Source organism: Burkholderia sp. MS455 (assembly GCF_016899445.1).
Classification (GTDB): domain Bacteria; phylum Pseudomonadota; class Gammaproteobacteria; order Burkholderiales; family Burkholderiaceae; genus Burkholderia; species Burkholderia pyrrocinia_C.
This window is the reverse complement of the sequence record NZ_CP041777.1, coordinates 51311-74085: the sequence shown is the minus strand read 5'-3', so window position 1 is coordinate 74085 and position 22775 is coordinate 51311. Positions and strand designations below refer to the sequence as shown.

Annotated in this window: 18 protein-coding genes; 4 read left to right on the top strand and 14 right to left on the bottom strand. The window is 67.9% G+C overall.

Annotation, left to right across the window (positions count from 1 at the left end; all coding sequences use genetic code 11):
* Nucleotides 1–100: 100 nt before the first annotated feature.
* The 7 genes from FPJ27_RS00315 to FPJ27_RS00285 form a co-directional block, all read right to left on the bottom strand.
* Entirely contained in the window at nt 101–1627 is a 1527-nt protein-coding gene (locus FPJ27_RS00315; RefSeq protein WP_204420997.1) for a M81 family metallopeptidase, read from the bottom strand.
* Nucleotides 1624–2913 carry a Zn-dependent hydrolase gene (locus FPJ27_RS00310; protein ID WP_204420996.1) on the bottom strand — a complete coding sequence of 430 codons (1290 nt, stop codon included), beginning with the start codon at nt 2911–2913 and terminating at the stop codon, nt 1624–1626. Before FPJ27_RS00310 ends, FPJ27_RS00315 begins: the two co-directional genes overlap by 4 nt.
* A gap of 34 nt (nt 2914–2947) precedes the next feature.
* Complete coding sequence (locus FPJ27_RS00305) at nt 2948–3649, bottom strand: ABC transporter ATP-binding protein (RefSeq protein WP_072440448.1); 702 nt, start codon at nt 3647–3649, stop codon at nt 2948–2950.
* Nucleotides 3646–4413: an ABC transporter ATP-binding protein gene (locus FPJ27_RS00300; protein WP_072440446.1), complete on the bottom strand. Its 768-nt coding sequence runs from the start codon at nt 4411–4413 to the stop codon at nt 3646–3648. The genes FPJ27_RS00305 and FPJ27_RS00300 overlap by 4 nt, the downstream gene beginning before the upstream one ends.
* Entirely contained in the window at nt 4410–5453 is a 1044-nt protein-coding gene (locus FPJ27_RS00295; protein WP_204420995.1) for a branched-chain amino acid ABC transporter permease, read from the bottom strand. Before FPJ27_RS00295 ends, FPJ27_RS00300 begins: the two co-directional genes overlap by 4 nt.
* Complete coding sequence (locus tag FPJ27_RS00290) at nt 5450–6310, bottom strand: branched-chain amino acid ABC transporter permease (RefSeq protein WP_072440443.1); 861 nt, start codon at nt 6308–6310, stop codon at nt 5450–5452. Before FPJ27_RS00290 ends, FPJ27_RS00295 begins: the two co-directional genes overlap by 4 nt.
* A gap of 69 nt (nt 6311–6379) precedes the next feature.
* The gene (locus tag FPJ27_RS00285) at nt 6380–7588 is read right to left on the bottom strand and encodes an ABC transporter substrate-binding protein (protein WP_204420994.1); all 1209 of its coding nucleotides are present in this window, start codon (nt 7586–7588) and stop codon (nt 6380–6382) included.
* A 228-nt stretch (nt 7589–7816) separates the two neighbouring features.
* Between FPJ27_RS00285 and FPJ27_RS00280 the strand changes: the two genes are divergently transcribed.
* Nucleotides 7817–8671: an FCD domain-containing protein gene (locus FPJ27_RS00280; protein WP_204420993.1), complete on the top strand. Its 855-nt coding sequence runs from the start codon at nt 7817–7819 to the stop codon at nt 8669–8671.
* 19 nt (nt 8672–8690) lie between these two features.
* Here the strand turns inward: FPJ27_RS00280 and FPJ27_RS00275 are convergent, their stop codons facing one another.
* Genes FPJ27_RS00275 through FPJ27_RS00265 form a run of 3 tightly spaced genes read right to left on the bottom strand, consistent with a single transcriptional unit; the run spans nt 8691 to nt 12998 of the window.
* The gene (locus FPJ27_RS00275; protein WP_204420992.1) at nt 8691–10130 is read right to left on the bottom strand and encodes an aldehyde dehydrogenase family protein; all 1440 of its coding nucleotides are present in this window, start codon (nt 10128–10130) and stop codon (nt 8691–8693) included.
* 28 nt (nt 10131–10158) lie between these two features.
* Nucleotides 10159–11556: an aspartate aminotransferase family protein gene (locus FPJ27_RS00270; RefSeq protein WP_204420991.1), complete on the bottom strand. Its 1398-nt coding sequence runs from the start codon at nt 11554–11556 to the stop codon at nt 10159–10161.
* 50 nt (nt 11557–11606) lie between these two features.
* Nucleotides 11607–12998 (bottom strand): APC family permease, encoded by a 1392-nt coding sequence (locus tag FPJ27_RS00265; protein WP_204420990.1) that lies wholly within the window; start codon nt 12996–12998, stop codon nt 11607–11609.
* A 252-nt stretch (nt 12999–13250) separates the two neighbouring features.
* Here FPJ27_RS00265 and FPJ27_RS00260 point away from each other — a divergent pair, with 252 nt between their 5' ends.
* On the top strand, nt 13251–14345 hold the full coding sequence (locus tag FPJ27_RS00260; protein ID WP_204420989.1) for an AraC family transcriptional regulator: 1095 nt from the start codon (nt 13251–13253) through the stop codon (nt 14343–14345).
* A gap of 326 nt (nt 14346–14671) precedes the next feature.
* Nucleotides 14672–17119: a PEP-utilizing enzyme gene (locus FPJ27_RS00255; protein ID WP_204420988.1), complete on the top strand. Its 2448-nt coding sequence runs from the start codon at nt 14672–14674 to the stop codon at nt 17117–17119.
* A gap of 207 nt (nt 17120–17326) precedes the next feature.
* On the opposite strand, the gene FPJ27_RS00250 is transcribed toward FPJ27_RS00255, so the two are convergent.
* Nucleotides 17327–17701, bottom strand: a complete 375-nt coding sequence (locus tag FPJ27_RS00250; RefSeq protein ID WP_072440427.1) for a sugar ABC transporter ATPase — start codon at nt 17699–17701, stop codon at nt 17327–17329.
* A gap of 335 nt (nt 17702–18036) precedes the next feature.
* On the opposite strand from FPJ27_RS00250, the gene FPJ27_RS00245 reads away from it, so the two are divergent.
* On the top strand, nt 18037–19017 hold the full coding sequence (locus FPJ27_RS00245; protein WP_072440425.1) for a helix-turn-helix domain-containing GNAT family N-acetyltransferase: 981 nt from the start codon (nt 18037–18039) through the stop codon (nt 19015–19017).
* A gap of 158 nt (nt 19018–19175) precedes the next feature.
* Here FPJ27_RS00245 and FPJ27_RS00240 read toward each other — a convergent pair whose 3' ends face one another.
* The 3 genes from FPJ27_RS00240 to FPJ27_RS00230 all read right to left on the bottom strand — a co-directional run bounded on the left by FPJ27_RS00240 (nt 19176) and on the right by FPJ27_RS00230 (nt 21733).
* The gene (locus FPJ27_RS00240) at nt 19176–19742 is read right to left on the bottom strand and encodes a DNA-binding protein (protein ID WP_204420987.1); all 567 of its coding nucleotides are present in this window, start codon (nt 19740–19742) and stop codon (nt 19176–19178) included.
* Between the two features lie 78 nt (nt 19743–19820).
* Nucleotides 19821–21068 (bottom strand): MFS transporter, encoded by a 1248-nt coding sequence (locus FPJ27_RS00235; protein WP_204420986.1) that lies wholly within the window; start codon nt 21066–21068, stop codon nt 19821–19823.
* 335 nt (nt 21069–21403) lie between these two features.
* Complete coding sequence (locus FPJ27_RS00230; RefSeq protein ID WP_072440422.1) at nt 21404–21733, bottom strand: H-NS histone family protein; 330 nt, start codon at nt 21731–21733, stop codon at nt 21404–21406.
* Nucleotides 21734–22775: the final 1042 nt, after the last annotated feature.

The following is a 22775-nucleotide window of genomic DNA, read 5'->3' as shown; positions in this document are numbered from 1 at the left end:
TTGCGGACGCAATGGATTGCACGACCCTGCTGCTCGACGGGCCGCTGCCATCGCATGATGCCCGAAAGCGTGCGAATCCGGCGTCTCGCGCCCCGCTCCGTCAGGCCGCCGGTGACGCGCCCGCCCCCCACCGATCGACGTTGTCGAGCGGATACACGGGCCGCGCGAGCCGCTCGTAGCGAAACAGCCCGTAGTCCGAGCCCGTCACGCCGCGGCTGTCGCATTCGACCAGCGCGGCCGCGATCGGCACGAATACCGGCCGACAATACATCCGCGATTTCAGCAGCAGGAAGCGCGCACGGCGCGGATCGACGCCGACGCTCTCGAACACGCCGAGATCCCACGGCTCCTGCGTGCGCTCGGTGACGACGAGCGTCGCCGCGCCGATGTCGAGCACGGCCGTGCGGCCCATGTACGCGCGCTGGCCCGTATAGGTCGGCCCCGTGATCACGTATTCGCCGTCGGTAATCGCGCGCACGACGCCGGTCGCGCGAAACGGCTCGCGCCGCACGCCGCCGTGCGACGGCAGCCGGTTGCCGACCGGCACCGTGACGGTCGCGCCGACACCCGCATCGATCAGCGCCGCGACCGCTTGCGGGTCGCACAGCGGCCCGCTGACGATCCCGTCGAGCCCCTGCGCGAGCGCTTCTTCGAGCAGGTCCATCGTGTCGCACGGGCCGCCCGACATGCAGTTGTCGCCGTGATCGAGCATCAGCACCGGGCGGTCCGCGCCGCGCGCGAGCGCTGCGGCCTGCGCAACCGACTCCGCGAGCGGCGCGCTGCGGTAGACGAATTCGTCGCGTGCGTCCCAGATCTGCCGCGCGATACGTTCGGCGACGGCATCGGCCACCGCGCGGTCACCGTCGCCGACCACGACGACGCTGATGCACGGCGCGGGAATGTCCGCGAGCGAGAAACCCGAAAGCACCGACACGGCGAGCACGCCGCCGACCTCGGCCTCGGCCGCGCGCGCGGCCTCCACCGCGCGCGCGGCCTCCACCGCGCGCCGCATCGCGCCTTCGGCGCTCGCGCTGCGCAGCGTCGACGTCATCAGCGGCGGTTGCCGCCACGCAAGCACCGGCCGTGCGCGGCCATGAAGCCGGTCGAGCAGCACGCGCGCCGCATGCTCGCCCGTCTCATACATGTCGACATGCGGATAGGTCTTGAAGCTGACGATCACGTCCGCGTGGTCGATCATCTTCTGCGTGACGTTCGCATGCAGGTCGAGCGCGACCGCGATCGGCGCGGCGGGCAGCGCCGCGCGCACGCGCGCGAGCAGGTCGCCCTCGCCGTCCACGCTCTGCTCGGCGACCATCGCGCCGTGCAGGTCGAGCATCACCGCATCGCAGCCGGGCGCGGCCGCGACGATCGCCTCGCAGATCGCCGCATACGCATCGGCCGCAACGGGCCCGCTCGGGTTCGCGGCCGCCGACACGGGCGTCACGATTTCAGCGCCTTCACGCGCGGCCGCATCGATGAACGCGGCCATCGCGGTGCGCATCCCGTGGTTCGCGCGATACGCGTCGTCGCCCCAGTCGGGGCCGTTGCGGCCGAACGCGGCGAGCGGCGTCGGCACCGGCGAGAACGTGTTGGTCTCGTGGTTCATCCGGGCGATCAGGATCTTCATCGTGCGCCACCTTCCGCGATCTCGGCAGCGCCCAGCATCGCCTGCAGCAGCACGTTGCAGCCGGCTTCCAGATGCACCGGATCGGCGTCCTCGATCTCGTTGTGGCTGATCCCGTCCTTGCACGGCACGAAGATCATCGCGGTCGGCGCAACGCGCGCGAGATACACGGCGTCGTGGCCCGCGCCGCTGATCACGTTCATCGACGACAGCCCGAGCGCGCTCGCGCCGGCCCGAACCTGCCCGACCAGCGTCGCGTCGAACGGCTGCGGCGGGAAGTACACGACCTGCTCGACGTCGATCCGCATGCCGGCCGATGTGCCCAGGTCGGCGCACGTCGCGCGCAGTTGCGCATCCATCGCCGCGAGCGTCGCATCGTCGGCCGCGCGCAGGTCGACGGTCAGCGTCACGCGGCCCGGAATCACGTTGCGCGAATTCGGGTACACGTCGACCCAGCCGACCGTGCCGCGTCCGTGAGGCGGATGCGCGCGCGCGATGCCGTTCACCGCGCGCACGAGATCGGCCGCGACCAGCAGCGCGTCGCGCCGCAGCTCCATCGGCGTCGGGCCCGCGTGCGCCTCCATCCCGTGCACGGTGACGTCATACCAGCGCTGCCCGAGCGCGCCCTCGACCACGCCGATCGTCGTGTCGTGCGCCTCCAGCACCGGCCCCTGCTCGATATGCGCTTCGAAATACGCGCCGACCGGATGCGCGTCGCGCCCACCGTCCACATCGCCCGCATAACCGATCGCGACAAGCGCGTCGCGCACCGACACGCCGTCGCGATCGCACTGCGCGAGCGCATGGTCGAGCGTGAACGCACCCGCGAACACGCCGGAGCCCATCATCACGGGCACGAAGCGCGAGCCTTCCTCGTTGGTCCAGACGGCGACCTCGAGCGGCGCACGCGTGCGCACGCCCGCATCGTCGAGCGTGCGCAGCACTTCGAGGCCCGCAAGTACTCCGTAGTTGCCGTCGAACTTGCCGCCGGTCGGCTGCGTGTCGATATGGCTGCCCGTCGTCACGGGCGGCAGGTCGTCGCGTTCGCCCGCACGCCGCGCGAAGATGTTGCCGATCGCGTCGACACGCACCGTGCAGCCGGTTTCCTTCGCCCATGCGACGAACAGGTTGCGCGCCTCGCGATCGAGTTCGGTGAGCGCGAGTCGGCACACGCCCCCTTTGTCGGTCGCGCCGATCCGCGCGAGACGCATCAGGCTGTCCCACAGCCGCGCGCCGTCGACGCGCAAGCCGGACGCCGCGACGCCCGGTGTCGAATCCTGAACTTGCATCGATGGAATTCCTCGCAATGAAAGGGCACGGCGCCTACGCGACGCCGACGCCCAGGTAACGGTCCTTCACCTCGTGATCGGCGGCGAACGCCGCGTTGCTGCCTTCGTAGACGATCACGCCCTGTTCGATCACGAAGTGGCGGTCCGCAAGCCGGGTGCACACTTCGAGGTTCTGTTCGACGAGCAGGATCGCGACGCCGGCCGCCTTGATCCGCTTCAACTGCTCGACGATCTCCTCGACGATCACCGGTGCAAGCCCCTCGACCGGCTCGTCGAGCATCAGCAGCCGCGGGTGGTTCATCAGCGCGCGGCCGATCGCGAGCATCTGCTGCTCGCCGCCCGACAGCTGCGCGCCGCCATTGCGGCGGCGCTCCTTCAGGCGCGGAAAGATCCGGTAGATATCGTCGAGCTGCCACGGCGAATCGCGGCGCGCGCCGAGCCGCAGGTTCTCCTCGACCGACAGCAGCCGGAAAATCCCGCGATGCTCGGGCACGAAGCACAGGCCGCGCGCGGCGATCCGGTGCGCGGGCTGCCCGGCGATCGGCCGGCCCGCGAACGTCAGCGTGCCGCCGGTCGGCGCGACGACGCCCGCGATCGTCTTGAGCGTCGTCGACTTGCCCGCGCCGTTGCGGCCGAGCAGCGTCACCGTCTCGCCTTCGTTCACGTTCAGCGTCATGCCTTGCAGGACGTGGCTCTTGCCGTAGCACGCATGGACCTCCTTCACGTCGAGCATCATGCGCGGCCTCCCGTGATCATGTTGCCGAGATACGCACTGCGCACGCGCTCGTCGCCGCGAATCGCGTCGGGCTTGCCTTCGACCAGCACGCGGCCCTGCTGCATCACCGTGATCGTGTCCGAGATGTCCATCACGATTCCCATGTTGTGTTCGATCAGCACGACCGTGTAGTCGTCGCGCAGGCCGCGGATCAGCGCCTTCATGTCGTCGAGATCGTCGATCCCCATACCCGACGTCGGCTCGTCGAGAAAGATCGCGCGCGGCCGCGCCGCCAGCGCCATCCCGACCTCGAGCCGGCGCTGCTGGCCGTGCGACAGCACGCCGGCCGCCGTGTCGGCGAAGCGCTGCAGGCCGAGCCGCTCGAGCACGTCGTCGACGATGCCGTCGTGCGCGAGCGCACCGCGCGGCGGCGTCCACGGATTCAGCGCGCGCCGCGATTCGACGCCCTGTGCGGCAACCCGCAGGTTCTCGCGCACGCTCAGGTTCGGAAACAGGCTCGTCACCTGGAACGAGCGTGCGATGCCGCGCCGCACGCGCTTGTGATCGGGTTCGCGCGACACGTCGTGACCGTCGAACAGGATCGAGCCCGACGTGATCGGCAGCGTGCCCGTCAGCGTATGGAACAGCGTCGTCTTGCCCGCACCGTTCGGGCCGATCACCGAATGCACGGTGCGCGGCATGATCCGCAGGTCGACGCCGCCCAGCGCCGTGAACTTGCCGTAGCGCTTGACGACGCCGCGCGCCTCGAGAATCGCTTCGCTCATTGCTGCTCCCTCGCATCGGTCGCCGTGCCATCGGTGCGCCGCAGCTTCGCCGCGACGCGTTCGCCCAGCCCCCACAACCCGCGCTGCAGGAACAGGCTGACCGCGATCAGCACGAGGCCGAGCAGCAGCAGCCAGCGCGGCCACAGCGTCGACAGCCAGTCCGCGAACAGCACGTAGAACGCCGCGCCGAGCACCGACGCGAACAGGTTGCCGGTGCCGCCGATCACCGTCATCACGAGGATCATCTCGCTCGTGTGATAGTCGATGTTCGACAGCGGCGCGATGCCCGTCATCAACGCGTGCAGCGCACCCGCGAGGCCCGTGACCGCACCCGAGATCACGAACGCCGCGAGCTTGAAGCGCTTCACGTCGTAACCGGCCGCCGCCGCGCGCGCCTCGTTGTCGCGGATCGCGAGCAGCGTACGGCCGAACACCGAGCGCGACACGCGCAGCAGCAGCCAGAACACCGCGACGAACAGCACCGCGACGAAGCCGTAGTAGCGCCACGGCGAATCGAGCGAGACGAGCGGATGCCCGAACGCGGCGAGCGCGGGGCGCGGGATGTCGAGCAGCCCGTTGTCGCCGCCCGTGACGTCCGGCGTCGTATAGGCGAGAAAGTAGAACAGCTGCCCGAACGCGAGCGTCAGCATCACGAAGTAGGTGCCGCGCTGCCGGATCGAGAACCAGCCGACGAGCGCTGCCGCGACGGCGCCGAGCGCGGCGGCCGAGAGCAGCGCGACGCTCACCGACGCGACGCCGCGCGTCAGCACGAGCCCCGCCGCGTAGCTGCCGAGCCCGAAGAAGATGCCCTGCCCGAACGACAACAGCCCCGTGTAGCCGAGCAGCAGGTTGCAGCCGAGCGCGGCGAGCGCGAACACCAGCACTTCGGTCGCGAGCGATCCCGAGCTCAACACGAGCGGCAGCACGCAGGCCACGGCCACCGCGAGCCAGCCTTCCGGGCGTTGCAACGCGGCGCGCCATGCCGGCGCGCGCTGCGAGGCCGCCGCCCCCGGCGGCAGCGGTTTCGACGATTCGATCATGCGGCCCTCCCCAGCAACCCGTTCGGACGCAACAGCAACACGGCCGCCATCGCGACGTAGATCATCAGTCGCGCGCCTTCCGGCCACAGCGTGCTCATCAGGCTCTGCACGATGCCGACCAGCAGCCCGCCGACGAGCGCGCCGAGAAAATTCCCCATCCCGCCGACGACGACCACGACGAACGCGACGCCGAGCGCCTCGATGCCCATGAACGGATCGACACCGCGGATCGGCGCGGCGAGCACGCCCGCGAGTGCCGCCGTCGCCGCGCCGAGCGCGAACACGAGGCTGAACACGCGCGTCACGTTGATGCCGAGCAGCGAGACCATCTCCGTCGATTCGCTGCCTGCGCGCACCGTGCTGCCGAGCCGCGTGCCTTCGAGCACCCACCACAGCAAGGCGGCGAGCACGGCCGTGAACGCGATCACGAACAGCCGGTATTTCGGGTAGACGAAGCCGCCCCAGATCACGACGCCGTTCAGCGCGTCGGGCGGCGGCACGTTGTCGCCGAGCGGGCCCCATGCGAGGATCGCGCACTCCTGCAGCACGAGCGCGAGCCCGACCGTCGCCAGGATGTGGAATTCATGCTGCTGCGCGTACACATGACGCAGCACGAGCTTTTCGACGCCCCATGCGAACGCGCCGACGACGAGCGGCACGACCGCGAGCGCGACCCAGAAATTCGCCGACCATTGCAGCGCCTGGTAGCAGAGATACGCACCGAGCAGGTAGAACGCGCCGTGAGCGAAATTCACGAAGCGCAGCAGGCCGAATACGATCGACAGGCCGACGGCGAGCAGGAAATACAGCATGCCCACGCCGATGCCGTTGACGATCTGCAGCAGATAGACGTTCATGGCTTCCGTGTCGGAAAGGAAGGTAACGGACGTCCGCGGCGCACGACGGCCGCGGACGCATGCACGGCGTCACGCGAGCTTGCAGCCCGTCTTGTCGACCGGCAGGAACGACTGGCCCGAGCTGACGATGTCGGCATAGTCGTCCGCGCTCTTCATCCGGCCCTTCGGCTTGCCCTTCAGCAGGTAGTAGTTCTTCAGCACCTGGTGGTCGGCCTTGCGGATTTCCTCCGGGCCCGTGAGGCCGTCGTACTTCATGCCCTCCATCGCCGCGACGACCTTCTTCGGATCGGCGCTGCCGGCCTTCACCATCGCGTCGATCAGGATCTTCGAGCAGATGTACGAACCCGCGAGGCTGTAGTTCGGGTTCGCCTTGAACACGGCGTTCGTGCGCTTCACCAGGTCGCGGTTCAGCGGCGAATCGATGCCGTGCCAGTACTGCGCGCCGAAATACACGCCGTCGCAGATGTCGGGCCCGAGCGCCTCGAACTGCTCGAGGCCCGATGCCCACGCGAGCAGGATCGTGCAGTTGCGCTTCATCCCGAAGCTGACGGCCTGGCGCAGCGTGTCCGACGACTGCGAGCCGAAGTTCAGGATCAGCAGCACGTCCGGCTGCGCGGCCACCGCGTTCGTCAGGTAGCCGCTGAACTCCTTCTCGGCGAGCGAGTGGTAGCTGTTGCCGACATGCTCGATGCCCTTCTCCTTGAAGATCGCTTTCGCGGCCGACAGCAGGCCGTCGCCGAACACGTATTGCGGCGTGATCGTGTACCAGCGCTTCGCCTTCGGCAGCATCTGGATCAACGGGCGCACCGTCTGCTCGATCGCGCCGAAGGTCGGCACCGACCAGCGGAACGTCGCGGCATTGCAATCCTTGCCGGTGATTTCGTCCGCGCCGGCCGTGGTGATGAACACGCCGTCCGCCTTCTGGACTTCCTTGCCCATCGCCAGCGATTCGGACGACAGGATGCCGCCCGCGAAGAAGCGCACGCCCTTCTGCTGCGCGATCTCCTGCACGCGCCGCACGGCGGTCGCGGGCTTGCCCTCGGTGTCGAGCGCCGTATAGGCAAGCGGCGCGCCGAGCACCTTGCCGTATTGCTTGACGGCGAGCTGCATGCCGAGATCGGCGTACTTGCCGTTGGCGGCGAACGGCCCCGACATCGGCACCGGGCACGCAAGCTGGATGGTCGAACCCTGCGCGAACGCGGCACGGGACGACATGCTGCCGAGCGCACCCGGCACGGCCGACAGTGCGGCCAGTTTCAACAGTTCTCGGCGATTCAAGTTGACGCTCCTGATAAAGGGGACACACGCGATGCGACCGACTGCCAAACCGTGCCCACGCCCTGCAGGATGCGCGCCGCCGGTTGATCCTATTTATCATGATAAATAGAATGAACCTGATGCTAGAGTTGATCAAAATTGGTGTCAATCAGGCAAAATTCCGTACCCTGCGCCGGAACGGATCGTCGACGATGACGCGGCGCGCAGTCAGACAAAGGAGTCGTGAAGATGGTCATGGACCGAGCCAGGGCGGGCCTCGCGGTCGAAATCAAGCAGCCGAAGCGGGCCGACCTCGTCGCCGAGGAGATCAAGCGGCTGATCACCGAGAAGGACCTGAAGCCGGGCGACCGCCTGCCGCGCGAAGCCGAGTTGCAGCAGCTCTATGCAGTGAGCAAGAGCACGATCCGCGAGGCGCTGAAGTCGCTCGAGGTGCAGGGGCTCATCAAGGTCACGACGGGGCCGTCGGGCGGCGGGATGGTCGTCGAGGTGCCGCTCGACCGCACGCTGCAGCTCCTGCAGAACTACCTGTTCTTCAAGGACGTGACGATCGACGACATCTATACGGTGCGCCAGCTGCTCGAACCCGAGCTGGCGGCAGGCGCCGTGCCGCACCTGAGCGAGCGCGACTTCGCGGCGCTGGAGTCGAACATCGCGTGTTGCGACGGCGCGTCGGGCGTGCACGACCGCGGCCACATGCTGCGCCAGCGACAGGAGGACACGACGTTCCACGACATCCTCGCGGCCGCGAACCCGAACCCGTTCCTGCGATTCAGCTGCGAGCTGATCAACGAGATGATCCGGCAGTTGATCGAGTTCCGGAACGATACGCCGCTCGTCGAACACAAGCGCTTCGGCGAAGCGAACGTGTCGATCCACAAGGCGATCCTGCAGGCCGCACGCGAGCGCGATGCCGAGCGCGTCCGTGCGCTGATGGTCGAGCACATGACCGAGGCGCCCAAGCATGTGAAGCGGATGAAAGGCAAGCTGCGCGGGCGTCTGATCCTCGACTCCGAGATCCGCAGGCGGGCCGCCGTTCACGTAGCGGGATCCGATGCGGCCGCAACGGATCCCGAAGAGGGCTGATCGTCGGCAAACGCAGTCTTTATCGCGCACCGCCTTCCGTGTACCCCGTCGTGCCCTTCGTCTCCAGATACTCGACGAGGCCGAACTCCGCATACTCGCGCCCGTTGCCCGAGCGCTTGTAGCCGCCGAACGGCGCGGCCGGGTTCCACGCCGGATAGTTGATGTGGACGTTGCCGACACGCAGCCGTGCGGCGATCCGGCGCGCGCGTTCGAGATCCTTCGACTGCACGTAGGCCGCGAGCCCGTACACCGAATCGTTCGCGAGCGCGACCGCCTCGTCCTCGGTCCGGTAGGTCATGATCGACAGCACCGGCCCGAAGATTTCCTCGGTCGCGATCGTCATGCCCGGCGTGACGTTCGAGAACACCGTCGGTCGCACGTAGAAGCCGTCGCCGAGCCCGTCCGGCCGCCCCGGGCCGCCTGCGACGAGCGTCGCGCCCTCCTCGATCCCGAGCCGGATGAAATGCTGGATGCGGTCGAACTGCGTGCGGCTGACCACCGGCCCGATGCCCGTCTCCTGCGAACGCGGATCGCCGACGACGGTGCGCTCCGCCTCGCGGCGCGCGGCCTGCTCGGCCAGCGCCAGATGATCGGCATGCACGAGCATGCGCGTCGGCGCGTTGCACGACTGGCCGCTGTTGCTGAAGCAGCTGCGCACGCCGCGTGTGACTGCATCGTCGATATCGGCGTCGGGCAGGATCAGGTTCGGGCTCTTGCTGCCGAGCTCCTGGTGCACGCGCTTCACGGTATCGGCGGCGGCCTTCGCGACCTCGACGCCCGCGCGCGTCGAACCCGTGAACGACACCATGTCGACATCCGGGTGCCGCGACAGCGCGTCGCCCACTTCATGCCCGTAACCGTGCACGAGGTTGAACACGCCGGGCGGCACGCCGGCTTCGTGCAAAATTTCGGCAAACAGGATCGCGCTGAACGGTGCGATCTCGCTCGGCTTGAGCACCATCGTGCAACCGGCCGCGAGCGCCGGCGCGACCTTGCACACGATCTGGTTGATCGGCCAGTTCCACGGCGTGATCAGCGCACACACGCCGATCGGCTCGTGCGACACCAGCAGCGAATCGGTCTGCGTGCTGAAGCGGAACGACTGCAGCGCGCGGATCGTCTGTTCGAGGTGCGCGGTGCCGACCGCGGCCTGCATTGCGCGCGCGAACGCGATCGGCGCGCCCATCTCCTGGCTGATCGTTTGCGCGACCTCTTCGTAGCGGCGCCGATAGATGTCGAGCACGCGCCGCAGCAGCGCGACGCGCTCGGCCACGGACCAGCGCGAGTATGTTTCGAAGGCCTGCTTCGCCGCGCCGACCGCGCGGTCGACGTCGGCCGCGGCGCCGATCCTGAGCTGTGCATACGGTCGCGCGGTGGCCGGGTCGATCACGTCGATCGATCGTGCATCGGCCGGGTCGAGCCACTGGCCATCGATATAGGACTGTTGTGACGTTCGCATCGAATGCTCCTGTTGTGAGGATGCCGGCTCAGCGCATCGCACGCGTATAGGTGTCGACGAGGATGTCTCGAATCTGCGCGACGAACCACACGATCTCGTCGCGCGACATCACGAGCGGCGGCGAGAACTGCACGATCGGCGTGCCTTCGTGATCGACGCCCGCGCGGCACAGCAGCCCCGCGTCGAAGATCGCGGGCGCAAGCAGCGTCGACACGAACGCCTGCGCGCCGATGCCGGCCGACCAGCGGCGCGCGGCCTTGTCGGTCACGAGTTCGAGCGAGTAGTGATAGCCGTCTCCGCGCACGTCGCCGACGCACGGCAGTTCGAGCAGGCCGTCGAGCGTCCGGCGGAACACCGCTTCGTTGTCGCGGACGTTCGCGAGCACGCCTTCGCGCTCCATGATCGCGAGGTTCGCGAGCGCGGCCGTGCATGCGACCGGATGGCCGCCGTATGTCGCGCCGTGCAGGAACATTTGCTGCGGCCCGTCGAGCACCGTGTCGACGACCGCGTCGCTCGCGATCACGCCGCCGAGCGGCACGTATCCCGACGCAATGCCTTTCGCGAACGTGATGACGTCCGGCTTCAGCCCGTAGCGCGTCGACCCGAAATATTCGCCGAGCCGGCCGAACCCGCAGATCACTTCATCCGCGACGAGCAGCACGCCGTGCCGGTCGCAGATGTCGCGCAGCCCGGCCGCGTAGCCGGCCGGCGGCGTCAGGCTGCCGCCCGCGTTCTGCAGCGGCTCGACGACGATCGCGGCGACCGTGTCCGGCCCTTCCTGCACGATCAGCGATTCGATCTCGTCGAGCAGGTGGCGCGTGAACTGCGCTTCCGTCTCGCCCGCCGGGCGGCCATAGCGCTTCGTGTTGCCCACATGCCGCACGCCCGACATCAGCGGCTCGAAATGCTTGCGGAAGTTCGTCATTCCGTTCAGCGCGAGCGCGCCGAACGACGTGCCGTGATACGCGACGCGCCGCGCGATGAACTTGCGCCGCTGCGGCTCGCCGCGCGACTGGTGATACTGGCGCACCAGCTTGATCGCCGATTCGTTCGACTCCGAGCCGCTCGACGTGAAGAACACGCGGTTCAGGCCGTCCGGCGCGAGCGCCGCGAGCTTGTGCGCGAGACGGATCGCCGGTTCGTGGCCATAACCCCAGTTGGTTGCGAACGGCAGCCGGACCATCTGCTCGCGGATCGCGTCGCCGATCTCCGCGCCGTGGCTATAGCCGACCTGCACGCAGTACAGCCCGGCCAGCGCATCGAAGTAGCGCTTGCCGTTGCGGTCGACGAGCCAGCAGCCTTCGCCGCGGTCGAACACGGTCAGCGCGTTGTCGCGATACGCATCGGCGTGCGTGAAGTGCATCAGCAGGTGGCGCTTGCCGAGCGCCTGCAGGTCCGCATCGGGATTGACGTCAACGGCGTTCATGGATCACTCCTCCTTCAGGGTTTCAAAACCGGTATCCGGCGACCGGTCGTTCAATTCATCGACAGCGTCGGCGCCGGGCGCGTGAAGCCGCGCGTCAGCCACACGAGCTGGCAGAGCCCGAGCGCGAGCCAGCCGATGCCGACGTAGAACGTCTGGCGCGACAGCCCCGACCAGAGCCACACGTTCATCGCGAAGCCGATCGCCGGCATCGCGCCGAACGCGATCCAGCCCGCGGCATGGCGGTGCTCGGGCCGGCACAGATAGCTGCGCATCACACACAGGTTCACGATCGCGAATGCGACGAGCGCGCCGAAGCTGATCATCGTCGACGCGAGATCGAGCGTGACGAACAGCGCGGACAGCGACACGACGCCGACCGCGAGCGTCGCACGCACCGGTGTGCGCAGCCGCGCATGCAGGTGGCCGAACACGCACTCGGGCAGCACCCGGTCGCGGCCCATCGCGAACAGCACGCGCGTCACGCTCGCCTGCCCGGCCATCGCGCTTGCGAAGCAGCCGGCCACATACACCGCGACGAACAGCGCCGACAGCGTGCCGCCGCCGATGCGCCGCATCAGTTCGAGGCTGGCCGAATCGAGATCCCTGAACGCGTGCCAGTCGGGAAACACCACTTGCCCGATGTATGCGATCAGCATGAACAGCAGGCCGCTCGCCAGCGTGCAGAGCAGGATCGCGCGCGGGACCGTGCGCCGCGGCTCGCGCGTTTCCTCGGACAGCGTGGTGACCGCATCGAAGCCGAGGAACGACAGGCACAGGATCGCGGACCCGGCGAAGATCGCGCGCGCATCGCCCGACGACGGCAACGCGACGGCCATCGACAGGCCTTCGCCGCTCGCGACCCGCGCCGATGCGACGACGAAGATCGCGATGAACACGAGCTGGCTCGCGATCAGGATCAGGTTCACGCGATTGACGAGCCGGATGCCGATGATGTTCAACCCGGTGACCAGCGCAATGCTCGCGACGATCCACACGCTGGCCGGCACGGCCGGGAATAGCTGCTTCATGTAGATGCCGATCGCGAGGTAGCTGATCATCGGGATGAACAGGTAGTCCATCAGCAGCGCCCAGCCGACCATGAAGCCGGCCGACGTACCGAAGTTGCGGCTCGCGAACGTATAGGCCGACCCGGCGCTCGGCATCAGCCGCGCCATGTGGCCGTAGCTGCGCGCGGTGAACAGCATCGCGATCAGCGTGACCGCATACGCGGCCGTCAGATGCCCGTTCGTCTCGCTCGTGACGATTCCGTAGGTCGTGAACACCGTCATCGGCAGCATGTACGCGAGGCCGAAGATCACCAGCGTGAACGGTCCGAGCGGATGCGCGTTGCGACGTCCGTTTGCGTCGCATCGATGCGCGCGCGGCCCGGAGTCATTCGCCGAAGCGACCGATGCGGACCGACCTGGCCTGTCGTTGTTCATGCTGTCCTCACGTGGATTTCGTTCATGACGTCAACACTCGTTTCGTCGGCAACGCGTGCATTGCACGATTCGGAAACGAGTGTGGTGCGCCAAAAAATCGACGACGAATGAGAAAAGCGGACGTAATAGAGGGATATTTTCGGACACATCGCCGCGCGTCGTGCCGGCCAGTCATGAATGGTGCTGTGCCGCACTGGCATTTTGCGGACATTCCGGCTATGTTCTACGCGATCCCGTCGCCGCATCCGCACCATGGACAGCCGCTCCCACCAAAACCAGAGCAGGGCCGAGCGCAGCCTGCGTTCGTCGCTCGGCCTCGCGCGTCCGGCCGGACGCCAGGAAGACATTCCCGCCACCGTCCACGCGATCGCGGTCGCGCTGGACGAGTGCCGCGTGCGGCGCATCGACGGCGCCGCGCTGCTCGAAGGCACCGGGCTCGGCGCGGACGAAGTCGCGTCGCCGAACCTGCACGTGAATCGCGGCCAGGAGCAGCGCTGTTTCCGCAACCTGCTGCGCTGCAGCGGCGTGCCGTCGATCGGGCTGTCGATCGGCGCGCGGCTGCACGTGTCGACGCTCGGCCTCGCCGGCTACGCGATGCTGATCAGCGGCTCCGTGATGCAGGCGTTCCGGTGCATGAGCCAGTTTCCGCTGTTCATGGGGCTGTATTTCGATGTGCGTATCGATGCGCATGCGGAAGGCATGAGCGTAACGATCGGCCGCTACAACGGCGAGCCCGATCTCGAGGTGTTTCAGGTCGACATGTGCCTGTCCAGCCTGCGTCTGATCGTGTCCGACCTCGTCGGCAAGCCGGTCTGGCCCGAGCAGTTGCAGCTTGCGCGACGCACGCCGCGCAACGCGGCCGACTACACGCGCCACTTCGGCTGCAAGGTCGCGTTCAATGCGGGCGACAACCGTCTCGTGTTCACGTCCGTGAACGGCTCGGAAACGCCGCGCCTCGCGAACGAAGTCAGCTTCAACGCACTGCACTACCAGTGCGAGGCGCTCGAACGTCAGTGGGCCGCGTCGGTCGGCACGCGCTTCGCCGATCGCGCGAAGGAGCTGATGGCGCGCGACCTGTCGCGCTTCAAGTCGATGACGTCGCTCGCGGATGCACTGCACCTGACTGAGCGCACGCTGCGCAGGCGGCTCAACAAGGACGGCATCACGTTTCAGTCGCTGCTCGACGAAGTGCGTCACGACGAAGCAGCGCGGATGCTCGACGGCCACACGCTGACGGTCGCGGCGATCGCGGAACGTCTCGGCTACAGCGAGCCGCGCAGCTTCCGTCATGCGTACCGGCGCTGGACCGGCAAGGCGCCGCGCGCCGAGCCGGACGTCGACGCGTGAGCAGCACCGGTTACGGCTTCATTGCCGGCATCGGGATTCTTTGCACAGGTCATCCATGACCGGCGCCTGAATGGCGTCGTGCTCGACATGTCGGTCAATCGACAACCGGGTAACGCGTATAGATCGCGCATCGAAAAATCCGCAACCCGGAATGAAAATCGCAATGAATCGACTCGCGTAGAATGCCCGCAACAATCAATCCGAACGCGGCCACGCTCCGATTCCGCTCGCATCGACGCAATGCGAAAGAGACCCGCGGCATCCGCTGACGCCGCCGCGTAATCGGGCGAGCGCAACCGCGACGATCGTCGACCGACGAAGCCTCCATGAGCAAACCGATCCTGTACCTCCTCGCCGGCAACGGCAGCGCTGCCGACTGGTGGGACGATGCGCTGCCCCACTTCCACCGCTACCAACCCGTGCCGCTGGAACTGCCGGGCTTCGGCGACAATCCCGCGCCGCCGTGCGAAGACCTCGCCGCCTACGCGCAGGCGCTGCTGGACGCGACCGAACCGGGCCACGCGATCATGGCGGTCGGCGTGAATGCACTGCTGGTGCTGCACGCGTTGCAGCGGCGCCCCGGCCACTTCAGCCGCAGCGTGCTGCTCGCGCCCGTCGGTGCGTTCCTGTGGGAACGGCGTTTGCCGAAACTGATGGCGCCGAAGCCGCTGCGCAAAGCGATCCACTGGCTGCTCTCGCGCTACCCGACGCTGTTCGCACGCAAGTTCTCGAACCAGACCTGGACACACGCGCAGTACCGCCGCATGGGCGCCGGTTATGCGCGCTGCCGTGCGTTCCTGCCGCATTGGGATCTCGTGCGCGCCGATACCGCGCTGCCGCTGCTCGAGTGGATCACCGATCGCATCGAACTCGTGTGGGGCGACCAGGACAACGTGCTCGGCGTGAGCCAGGCCGCCGCGTGGTCGGCGATCCTCGCGCGCGCCGACCTCACCGTCACGCTGCAGGCCGGCTGGGGACACTATCCGTGGATCGATGCGCCGGCAACCTTCGCGCAGTGGCTCGAAGCAGGCGACACGGGTTTCGTCGCGCACACGAAAGGCGGACGCCTGGCGCTGGCAACAATGGCCGGTCTGCCCGTACCGCCCGCGCTGTCGCTCACCCGAGCCGACGACCCGCGCCTGTCCGGCTTTCTCGCGAGCCAGCCCGATGCCGAGTGGGCAGTCCGGTCGTCGAGTCATGGCGAAGACCAGGCCGATGCGGCCAATGCCGGCCTGCACACGACGTTCCTGCGCGTGCCGGCGTCGCAGGCGGCCGCGCGCGTGGCCGCGCTGCTCGACGGCGGACTCGAGGAAGCGGTCGTGCAGCGCTTCGTCGCGCCCGTGCTGTCGGGCATCGCGTTCGTGCGACATCTCGCGGTCGAAGTCGAATGGGTGCAGGGCCACCTCGAAACGCTCGCCGACGGGCACGCGAGCCCGCAGCGCGCGATCCTGTCGCGGCTCGGCGAGCCATGGCAGAGCGGCACGTTCCCGACCGCGCACGGCTTGAACGCGACGCAACTGTGGACCTTCCTGCAACGCGTGCTGCGCGCGTTCCATTACGTGCCGGGCGATGTCGAATGGGCATGGGACGGCACGCGGCTGTGGCTGCTGCAGTACCGGCCGATCAGCAGCTACGGCTGGCACCGGCACCTGACCTCGGCCAACATCGCCGAGATCCTGCCGCCGCAGCCGAGCCGGCTGGTCGAGTATGCGCAGCGCCGCGCGGCCGGCAGCATCCCGGCCATCATGGCGCGCTGGGATGCACGCGTGCTGCGGGACAACGAACCGTTCACCGCGCTCCATGGCGGCGCGTCGTACATCAACAACGACCTGTTCCTGGCGCGCCTGGCCGACTGGGGCGTATCGGCCGGCAACTACAGCGGCGAGATCGGCGGCGCGACGCCGCCGCTGCGCTGGCGACCGCTGCGCCTGCTGCAATCGCTGCCGGTGTTCTGGCGCATGCTGCGCGTCGCGCGCACGCACCTGCCGACGCTCGAGCACGGCTTGCGGCGCTTCGACCGGGAACTCGCGACGCTCGTCGAGCAGCGCGCCGACGGCCGGCAACTGGCCGACTGGTTCACGCGCTTCTACGTGTTCGTCGTGCAGGGCAACCTGTGCATCGCGGCATCGCTCGCCAGCAGCGGCGGCGCACTGTGGGGGCGCCCGCCGACCGTGTACGGCCAGCTCGACAACAGCCCGCACCGGCTGCCGTGGGAAACCGATCCGGGCACGGCGCGGCCGGCGGCCACGGACCTGCCGCTGCAGGCGTTTCCCGACTGGCCGCTGCCGGTTCGCGTGCTCCATACGCTCGGCGCGCCGGGCATGCGCGGCTGGTATCTGCAAGTGCGCGAGTGGTATCGCGACAACCTGATGCGCGTGTTCTTCCGCCTGCATCATGCGATGCCGGCCGCCGATCGCGACGCGTGGTTCGCGCCTCATCCCGAGCGCCGCGAACGCAACGGCAGCTTCTGGCAGGACGGCAGCGAAGGCGCCGATGAGGCGACCGGCTTCATGATCTATCCCGGCCACACGCAGGGCGTGCTCGGCCGCGACATCCTGCTGGAAGACACGCTCGACCCGGGCCGGCACGCGCAGTACCAGGCCGCGCGCGCCGTGATCGCGCGCATGGGTGGCCGGCTGTCGCACGGCGCGACGCTGCTGCGCGAGCTGCGCAAGCCGTCGGCCGTGCTGCCGCGCGTCGACGCGGCATGGGTCGGGCGCGAAGTGCGGCTCAGCGACGGCTGGCTGACGCTGGTCGAATCGCTGGTCGAATAAGCGCGGCGCGCCGCCTGCCGGCGTGTCGAAGGGGCCGGCGCCGGATGCACTGGAACAGGCGATTGCGGGGATGGACGCGCTGTCGCGGAACGGGCTGTGCCATCCGTTCGCGCAGTACGGCATCCAGCAGGACGTGCGCGCGGGAATGGAAGTCAGCGATCCGAAGATGACGTGACCCGTCGCGGCCGACGGGGCCGGAATCGGCACTCAGCGCTGCGGCGTGCGGACTTTCCCGTCGACCTTCAATATGCGCCTGTCGTGCGCGGCCTCGTATTCGACCGTCTGCGCGGGTGTGACGGCGCCGTACGACCGGCCGTTCACATAGACGGTGCCGTCCCGCAGTTCGACCCGGTCGCCGTCGACCGTCGCGGTCGCCCGTTCGCCCTGCAGCACCGCGCCCGAGCAACCGGCGGTCGAAAAGCTGCGGACCGACGTGCCCGACATCGGGGCGTTCCCGTCCTGATCCGCCGCATGCGCCGCGCTGCAGGGTGGCGCATCCATGCTGCCGGCAGCGTGGAGCGGTCCGGCGCCGATGCCGGATCCGGCAAGCAACGCAATCGTCATCGGCAACAGCTTGTTCATGGTGGTCTCCGTGGTCGGTGGACCTGGATCGACGACGATGCATCATGTCCGGATGATGGCCCGCGATCGCGCAACCGGATCGACGATCGGTCGGCACTCCTGCCCGCAGGTCGACTCGATACACCCAGTATGCGTCCACGTCACCGCACTGCGCCACCCGCGCCGCGACCATTCACCGCCAAAAACTGCCGACTCGTTCGGGCCCCTTGATCGACCTCAACGCCGCTCCCCCGACGGCGACCAAAGGGGGCCGCCGCTTCGCCGAAAATCCGCCTTGATCAAGTTGCGACCCGCAACTATTATCGATTGCGACACACAACCTTTTCGGGCAGACCATGGATCTCATCGACGCTCCCGCCAAGCCTCGCGAAGCGACCATCCTCGAGCTTCGCGACTTCTCCCGCAAACTGGTTCGCGAGCTCGGCTTCATGCGCGCGACGCTGGCCGACAGCGACTGGGCGCCTTCGGCCGTTCACGCGATCCTCGAGATCGGGATGGCGCCCGGCATCAACGCCCGGGATCTCGGCAACATCCTGCGCCTGGACAAATCGAACACGAGCCGGCAACTCGCGCGGCTCGAAGCCGCCGGGATCGTGGAGCGCCGCGTGTCGAGCGAGGATGCGCGCGCGACCGAGCTGACCCTCACCGCCGAAGGGAAAAAGCTCCGCAAAAAAATCGACCAGTTCGCGACGGACCAGGTGTCGAATGCGCTGCGCCGCATGATTCCGGCCGACCAGCAGGCGCTGCTGCGTTCGCTCGCGCTGTATGCCGATGCGCTCGCGCAGGACAACGCCGCCAAGTCGCCCGCCGCGGCACCCGACGCACCGCAGATCCGCGAAGGCTACCAGCCGGGCTGCATCGGCGATATCGCGAGCCTGCACGCGCGCTTCTATTCGGAGCACTGGGGATTCGGCGCCTTTTTCGAAAAACGCGTGGCGACCGAGCTTGCCGAGTTCGCGGGCGCGCTGCCGGCCGACGGCAAGGCGCTCTGGCTCTGCCAGGAGGACGGGCGAACGCTCGCGTCGCTCGCGATCGACGGCAACCCGGCGACCGGCGTCGCGCATCTGCGATGGTTCATCGTGAACGACGCGTTGCGCGGATCGGGCATCGGGCGCCAGCTGATGACGCAAGCCATGCGCTTCGTCGACGAGCAGCGCTTTCGCGAAACCTGCCTGTGGACGTTCAAGGGCCTCGATTCCGCGCGCCATCTATACGAGTCGTTCGGCTTTACGCTGACCGGCGAGTCCGCGGGCACGCAATGGGGAACCGAGGTGGTCGAGCAACGTTTCAGCCGGCCGGGACCGTCCGGCTGCTGAGGTTCAACCGGGATCGACAGCCTGTCGATCGACGGCGTCGTCCGGCGCACCAACATTTCGCGGCGCACGCTGTCCCGGTATCTCGGCGGACACGTTCGCGCCCGATTCATCGCCGCGCGGCGGCGCAGGTCGCAAGCCGTCGAAGCCGAACGCATGAACTATCGCAGCGCCTGCGCCACCTGCACCTGCTCCGGCGCAAACGCGTCTTCCACGAAGCGGATCACGTCGTCGAGCGACGACGTGCATGCGGCGCCGGCAGCCAGCTCCCGAAACGCGCCATCCGGCCCGAAGCAGACAAGCGGCTTGCCCCAGCGCCGCGCGAGCGAAATCTCCTCGGCCGTGCCGTGCCCGCCCGGCAGCGCGACGATCAGGTCGCTGCTCAGCACGTTCACATAGTTGCGGTTGATCGTCCGCGGATCGGCGCCCGGCTCACGGCGCGGCAGCGGCGTGAGAATCGGAATGTCGACGAACGGATGCGGATAACCGTCGAGCGGTACGAAGCCCGCGAGCGGATCGGCCTGCGTCGGCAGGATGCCGATCGATCGCCCGGCGCGCCCCGGCACGCCGGCGAACGCTCGCGCGACCGCCAGCATCACGCCCTGCCCGCCGCCCGTCAGCAGGTTGAAGCCGGCCTGCGCGAGCCACGCGCCGAGCGGTTCCGAAAACACGAGCCACGGTTCCTTGCCCGAGCCCATCACGCCGATCGTTTTATTCCTTGGTTGCATCGTGGTTTCCGGTGATGTCGTTGCGGTGTGTGCGATCGCATCGGGTTCCGACCGCAAGCGGGCCCGCGCCCGCCGCGCTCATTCGAGCTCGACGCCCTTGAGTTCTGGAATCAGGAACAGCGTCGCGACCATGTCGAGCATATAAAGGCCGGCGAGCAACGCGATGGCCGTCTGGAACGAGTAGTGCGCGGCCAGTGCGCCGACCGCGACCGGCCCGAAACCGCCGACCGCGCGGCCGATATTCCACAGCACGTTCTGCGCGGTCGCGCGTGCGGCCGTCGGATAGCCTTCGGACATCAGCGTCCCGTAGCCGCCGACCATCCCGTTGACGAACATCCCCATCAGCGCGCCGGCCCACAGCATCGCCGTCGGGTCCGACAGCCGCGCATACGCGATGACCGTCGCGACCGAGCCGAGCTGGTACAGCAGGAACGTCGGCTTGCGCCCGATCCGGTCGGCCAGTTGCCCGAACACCCATACGCCGATCATCATCCCGACGACGGTTGCCGCCGTCCACAGCCCCGACTTCGTCAGCGAGAAGCCCATCTGCTTCGACAGGAAGGTCGGCAGCCAGATCATGATCCCGTAGTAGCCGAAGTTCTGGACCGAACACAGGATCACGATGCCGAGGCTCGTGCGCGCGGTGCGGCCGTTGGCGACGAGCATGCGGAACCCGTTGGACTTCGGCTGCGCCGCGCGCTGCACGAACGCTTCCGGCTCGTGCAGCTTGTTGCGCATGACCCACGCGAGCAGCGCGGGCAGCACGCCGACCACGAACATGCCGCGCCAGCCGATGTGGAGCAGCAGGAACGGCGTCAGCAGCGCGGCCAGCAGCACGCCGGCCTGCCAGCCGAGCGCGACGTAGCACGACACGCGTGCGCGCTTGCTCGCAGGCCATGCTTCGGCCGCGAGCGCCATGCCGATCCCGAACTCGCCGCCCAGCCCGATGCCCGCGATGGTGCGGTAGACGAGCAGATCCGAGAAGCCGCGCGCGAACGCGCACAGGCCGGTAAAGACCGCGAACAGCAGGATCGTCCAGGTCAGCACGCGCACGCGCCCGTAGCGGTCGCTCAGCGCGCCGAACACGATGCCGCCCGCGACCGCGCCGATCAGCGTCCACGTGACCAGCGCGCCGCCCTGCCCGGGCGTCAGTTGCAGCGCCGCCGTGATCGCGGGCAGCATGAAGCCGAGGATCAGCAGGTCGAAGCCGTCCATCGCATAGCCGATCGCCGACCCGGCCAGCGCTTTCCACGCGTAAGGGCCGACCTGCTCCGCGCGCGGGGCCGACGAGCCGTCGAGCGCTGGGGATTTGATGTTTGCTGCCATGGTGTCCTGCCACGAAAGTCCGGCGACATTCTAAGGCCTGTGCCCGCGCATGATGGGCCGGCGAACGTGCCGATGCGCGGCGGTGCGGGCGCGCGTCCCCCCCGCTCCCATCCGTCATGCGCGCATGGTCGGCGACGCTTCAGGATGCGCCGCGCGCCCGCTTTCCGGGACGGAGAGCGGGAGTCGGCGGGCAATGAACGGGAAAGCGGCGATCCGGTGTCGGCGGCAAGGCCGGCGATGTCGCGATCAGGCTGGACACCGAACGAAAGACATTGTGCTGGCCGGGTGGTGCCGGCCGGCCCGCGCGCGCGAACCGGACGGCGCCGCGGCGGGCTTCAGCCCTGATCATCCCCGGGCCACCAGGTCTTGGCCTCGCGGTCGACGACGAGCATGTCGAGATCCTTGCCTTCGAGCCATTTCGGCCGCGGGCCACGGCCCGACCACGAGCGGCCGGTCGTCGGATCGTAGTACTTGGCAGGCGCCTTGCGTTTTCGCTGGACGATATAGCCGAGCGCGCTCAGCACTTCCTGCTGCGTAATTCCCAAAAGCTCGACCTGCTCCTTGAAGGCCGCGAGCGCGGCCTGCTTCTCCTTCTGTTTCGCGTCCGACAGCTTGATGTTCAGGTCCCGAAGTTGTGCTTCGAGTTCCTGCAGGGCCTGGGTCATGTATTCATCCTCTTTGGGCATGTTTTTGCAAAAAACTCCGATGCGCGAACCTACCACGAAGTTCCGCCGATCGGTGCTGTCATATAGGCGAATCGTTTGCCTGAGCCGGCGTGGTTTGCGCGACGCGCACGAAACGACGTCGCGCGTCAAAAACAGACCGGGCCGGGCCGGCAACGCGCGGCACGCCGCCTGCGAATGCACGGCGAACGGCTGCGGCAAGTCATGCGCCGCGCCATGGCACTGGCGCGGCATGGCGCGAATGATAGCAGTGCGCGGCATCGCGTTGCAGGAGTTGCGGCCCGGAGCCCCAACGACGCGACGTTTGCCGGCCGAAGCCGACGCTGTCGACGGCCCACGCGATCCGGTCGAACAGCGCGCGCAGCTTCGCGCCGCGTTCAGCGCGGCCGCATGCGCGACGCGTCCGGCAAGATGCGCGCGGAAATCCGGGTGCACGTCGCGATTCTGCGACGTTGTGCAGTCAAGCACAAAGTGTCCTGCAAATAGCGCATGACGTGTCCGTCAGGCCAGGTCTGCCGGCGGTTTGTCCTTGATGCGAAAAAGCATGATTTGGCCAAACGTCGCGAAATAATGCACAAGATGACCAAAAGAATATTTGATTTAAAATCAATCGCCTATATTCTCAGCCTCCGGCAAATCCACTGGCTCCCACACGGGTCGAACAAAGTTTGTGAGATTTCGGTACCTCGAAGCCCGTACCCGGGCAGCCGGCTTCGCCTACGAACTCCCCCGTACGATTTCCTCACTCCCACGACGCACGGATCCGCGTCCCGGCTGCCTGGACAGAACTTCGATGGTTTCCACGATTGACCGGGGCTTAAAACCCGTCACAAGACTACCTCGTACTTCAAGAGGTGCCGCGTGTCTTGAGATTCAAGAGGCAACTCCATTGGACGCGTGCGAATGTCGGCTTGCGTGGCCCAGCAAGAGGGAGGAACACCCAACCATTGCAGGTCGGGGCGAACTGGGTCCGCGAGCGCATGACCCGACGGACGTGTAGCGCTTCATGCGACCGGGTCGCTTA

Coding starts and splice junctions, on each gene's coding strand:
- FPJ27_RS00230 (WP_072440422.1), bottom strand. CDS start 21,733: ATGACCCAGGCCCTGCAGGAACTCGAAGCACAACTTCGGGACCTGAAC.
- FPJ27_RS00265 (WP_204420990.1), bottom strand. CDS start 12,998: ATGAACAACGACAGGCCAGGTCGGTCCGCATCGGTCGCTTCGGCGAAT.
- FPJ27_RS00255 (WP_204420988.1), top strand. CDS start 14,672: ATGAGCAAACCGATCCTGTACCTCCTCGCCGGCAACGGCAGCGCTGCC.
- FPJ27_RS00235 (WP_204420986.1), bottom strand. CDS start 21,068: ATGGCAGCAAACATCAAATCCCCAGCGCTCGACGGCTCGTCGGCCCCG.
- FPJ27_RS00260 (WP_204420989.1), top strand. CDS start 13,251: ATGGACAGCCGCTCCCACCAAAACCAGAGCAGGGCCGAGCGCAGCCTG.
- FPJ27_RS00310 (WP_204420996.1), bottom strand. CDS start 2,913: ATGCAAGTTCAGGATTCGACACCGGGCGTCGCGGCGTCCGGCTTGCGC.
- FPJ27_RS00280 (WP_204420993.1), top strand. CDS start 7,817: ATGGTCATGGACCGAGCCAGGGCGGGCCTCGCGGTCGAAATCAAGCAG.
- FPJ27_RS00245 (WP_072440425.1), top strand. CDS start 18,037: ATGGATCTCATCGACGCTCCCGCCAAGCCTCGCGAAGCGACCATCCTC.
- FPJ27_RS00315 (WP_204420997.1), bottom strand. CDS start 1,627: ATGAAGATCCTGATCGCCCGGATGAACCACGAGACCAACACGTTCTCG.
- FPJ27_RS00305 (WP_072440448.1), bottom strand. CDS start 3,649: ATGATGCTCGACGTGAAGGAGGTCCATGCGTGCTACGGCAAGAGCCAC.
- FPJ27_RS00295 (WP_204420995.1), bottom strand. CDS start 5,453: ATGATCGAATCGTCGAAACCGCTGCCGCCGGGGGCGGCGGCCTCGCAG.
- FPJ27_RS00240 (WP_204420987.1), bottom strand. CDS start 19,742: ATGCAACCAAGGAATAAAACGATCGGCGTGATGGGCTCGGGCAAGGAA.
- FPJ27_RS00250 (WP_072440427.1), bottom strand. CDS start 17,701: ATGAACAAGCTGTTGCCGATGACGATTGCGTTGCTTGCCGGATCCGGC.
- FPJ27_RS00270 (WP_204420991.1), bottom strand. CDS start 11,556: ATGAACGCCGTTGACGTCAATCCCGATGCGGACCTGCAGGCGCTCGGC.
- FPJ27_RS00300 (WP_072440446.1), bottom strand. CDS start 4,413: ATGAGCGAAGCGATTCTCGAGGCGCGCGGCGTCGTCAAGCGCTACGGC.
- FPJ27_RS00290 (WP_072440443.1), bottom strand. CDS start 6,310: ATGAACGTCTATCTGCTGCAGATCGTCAACGGCATCGGCGTGGGCATG.
- FPJ27_RS00275 (WP_204420992.1), bottom strand. CDS start 10,130: ATGCGAACGTCACAACAGTCCTATATCGATGGCCAGTGGCTCGACCCG.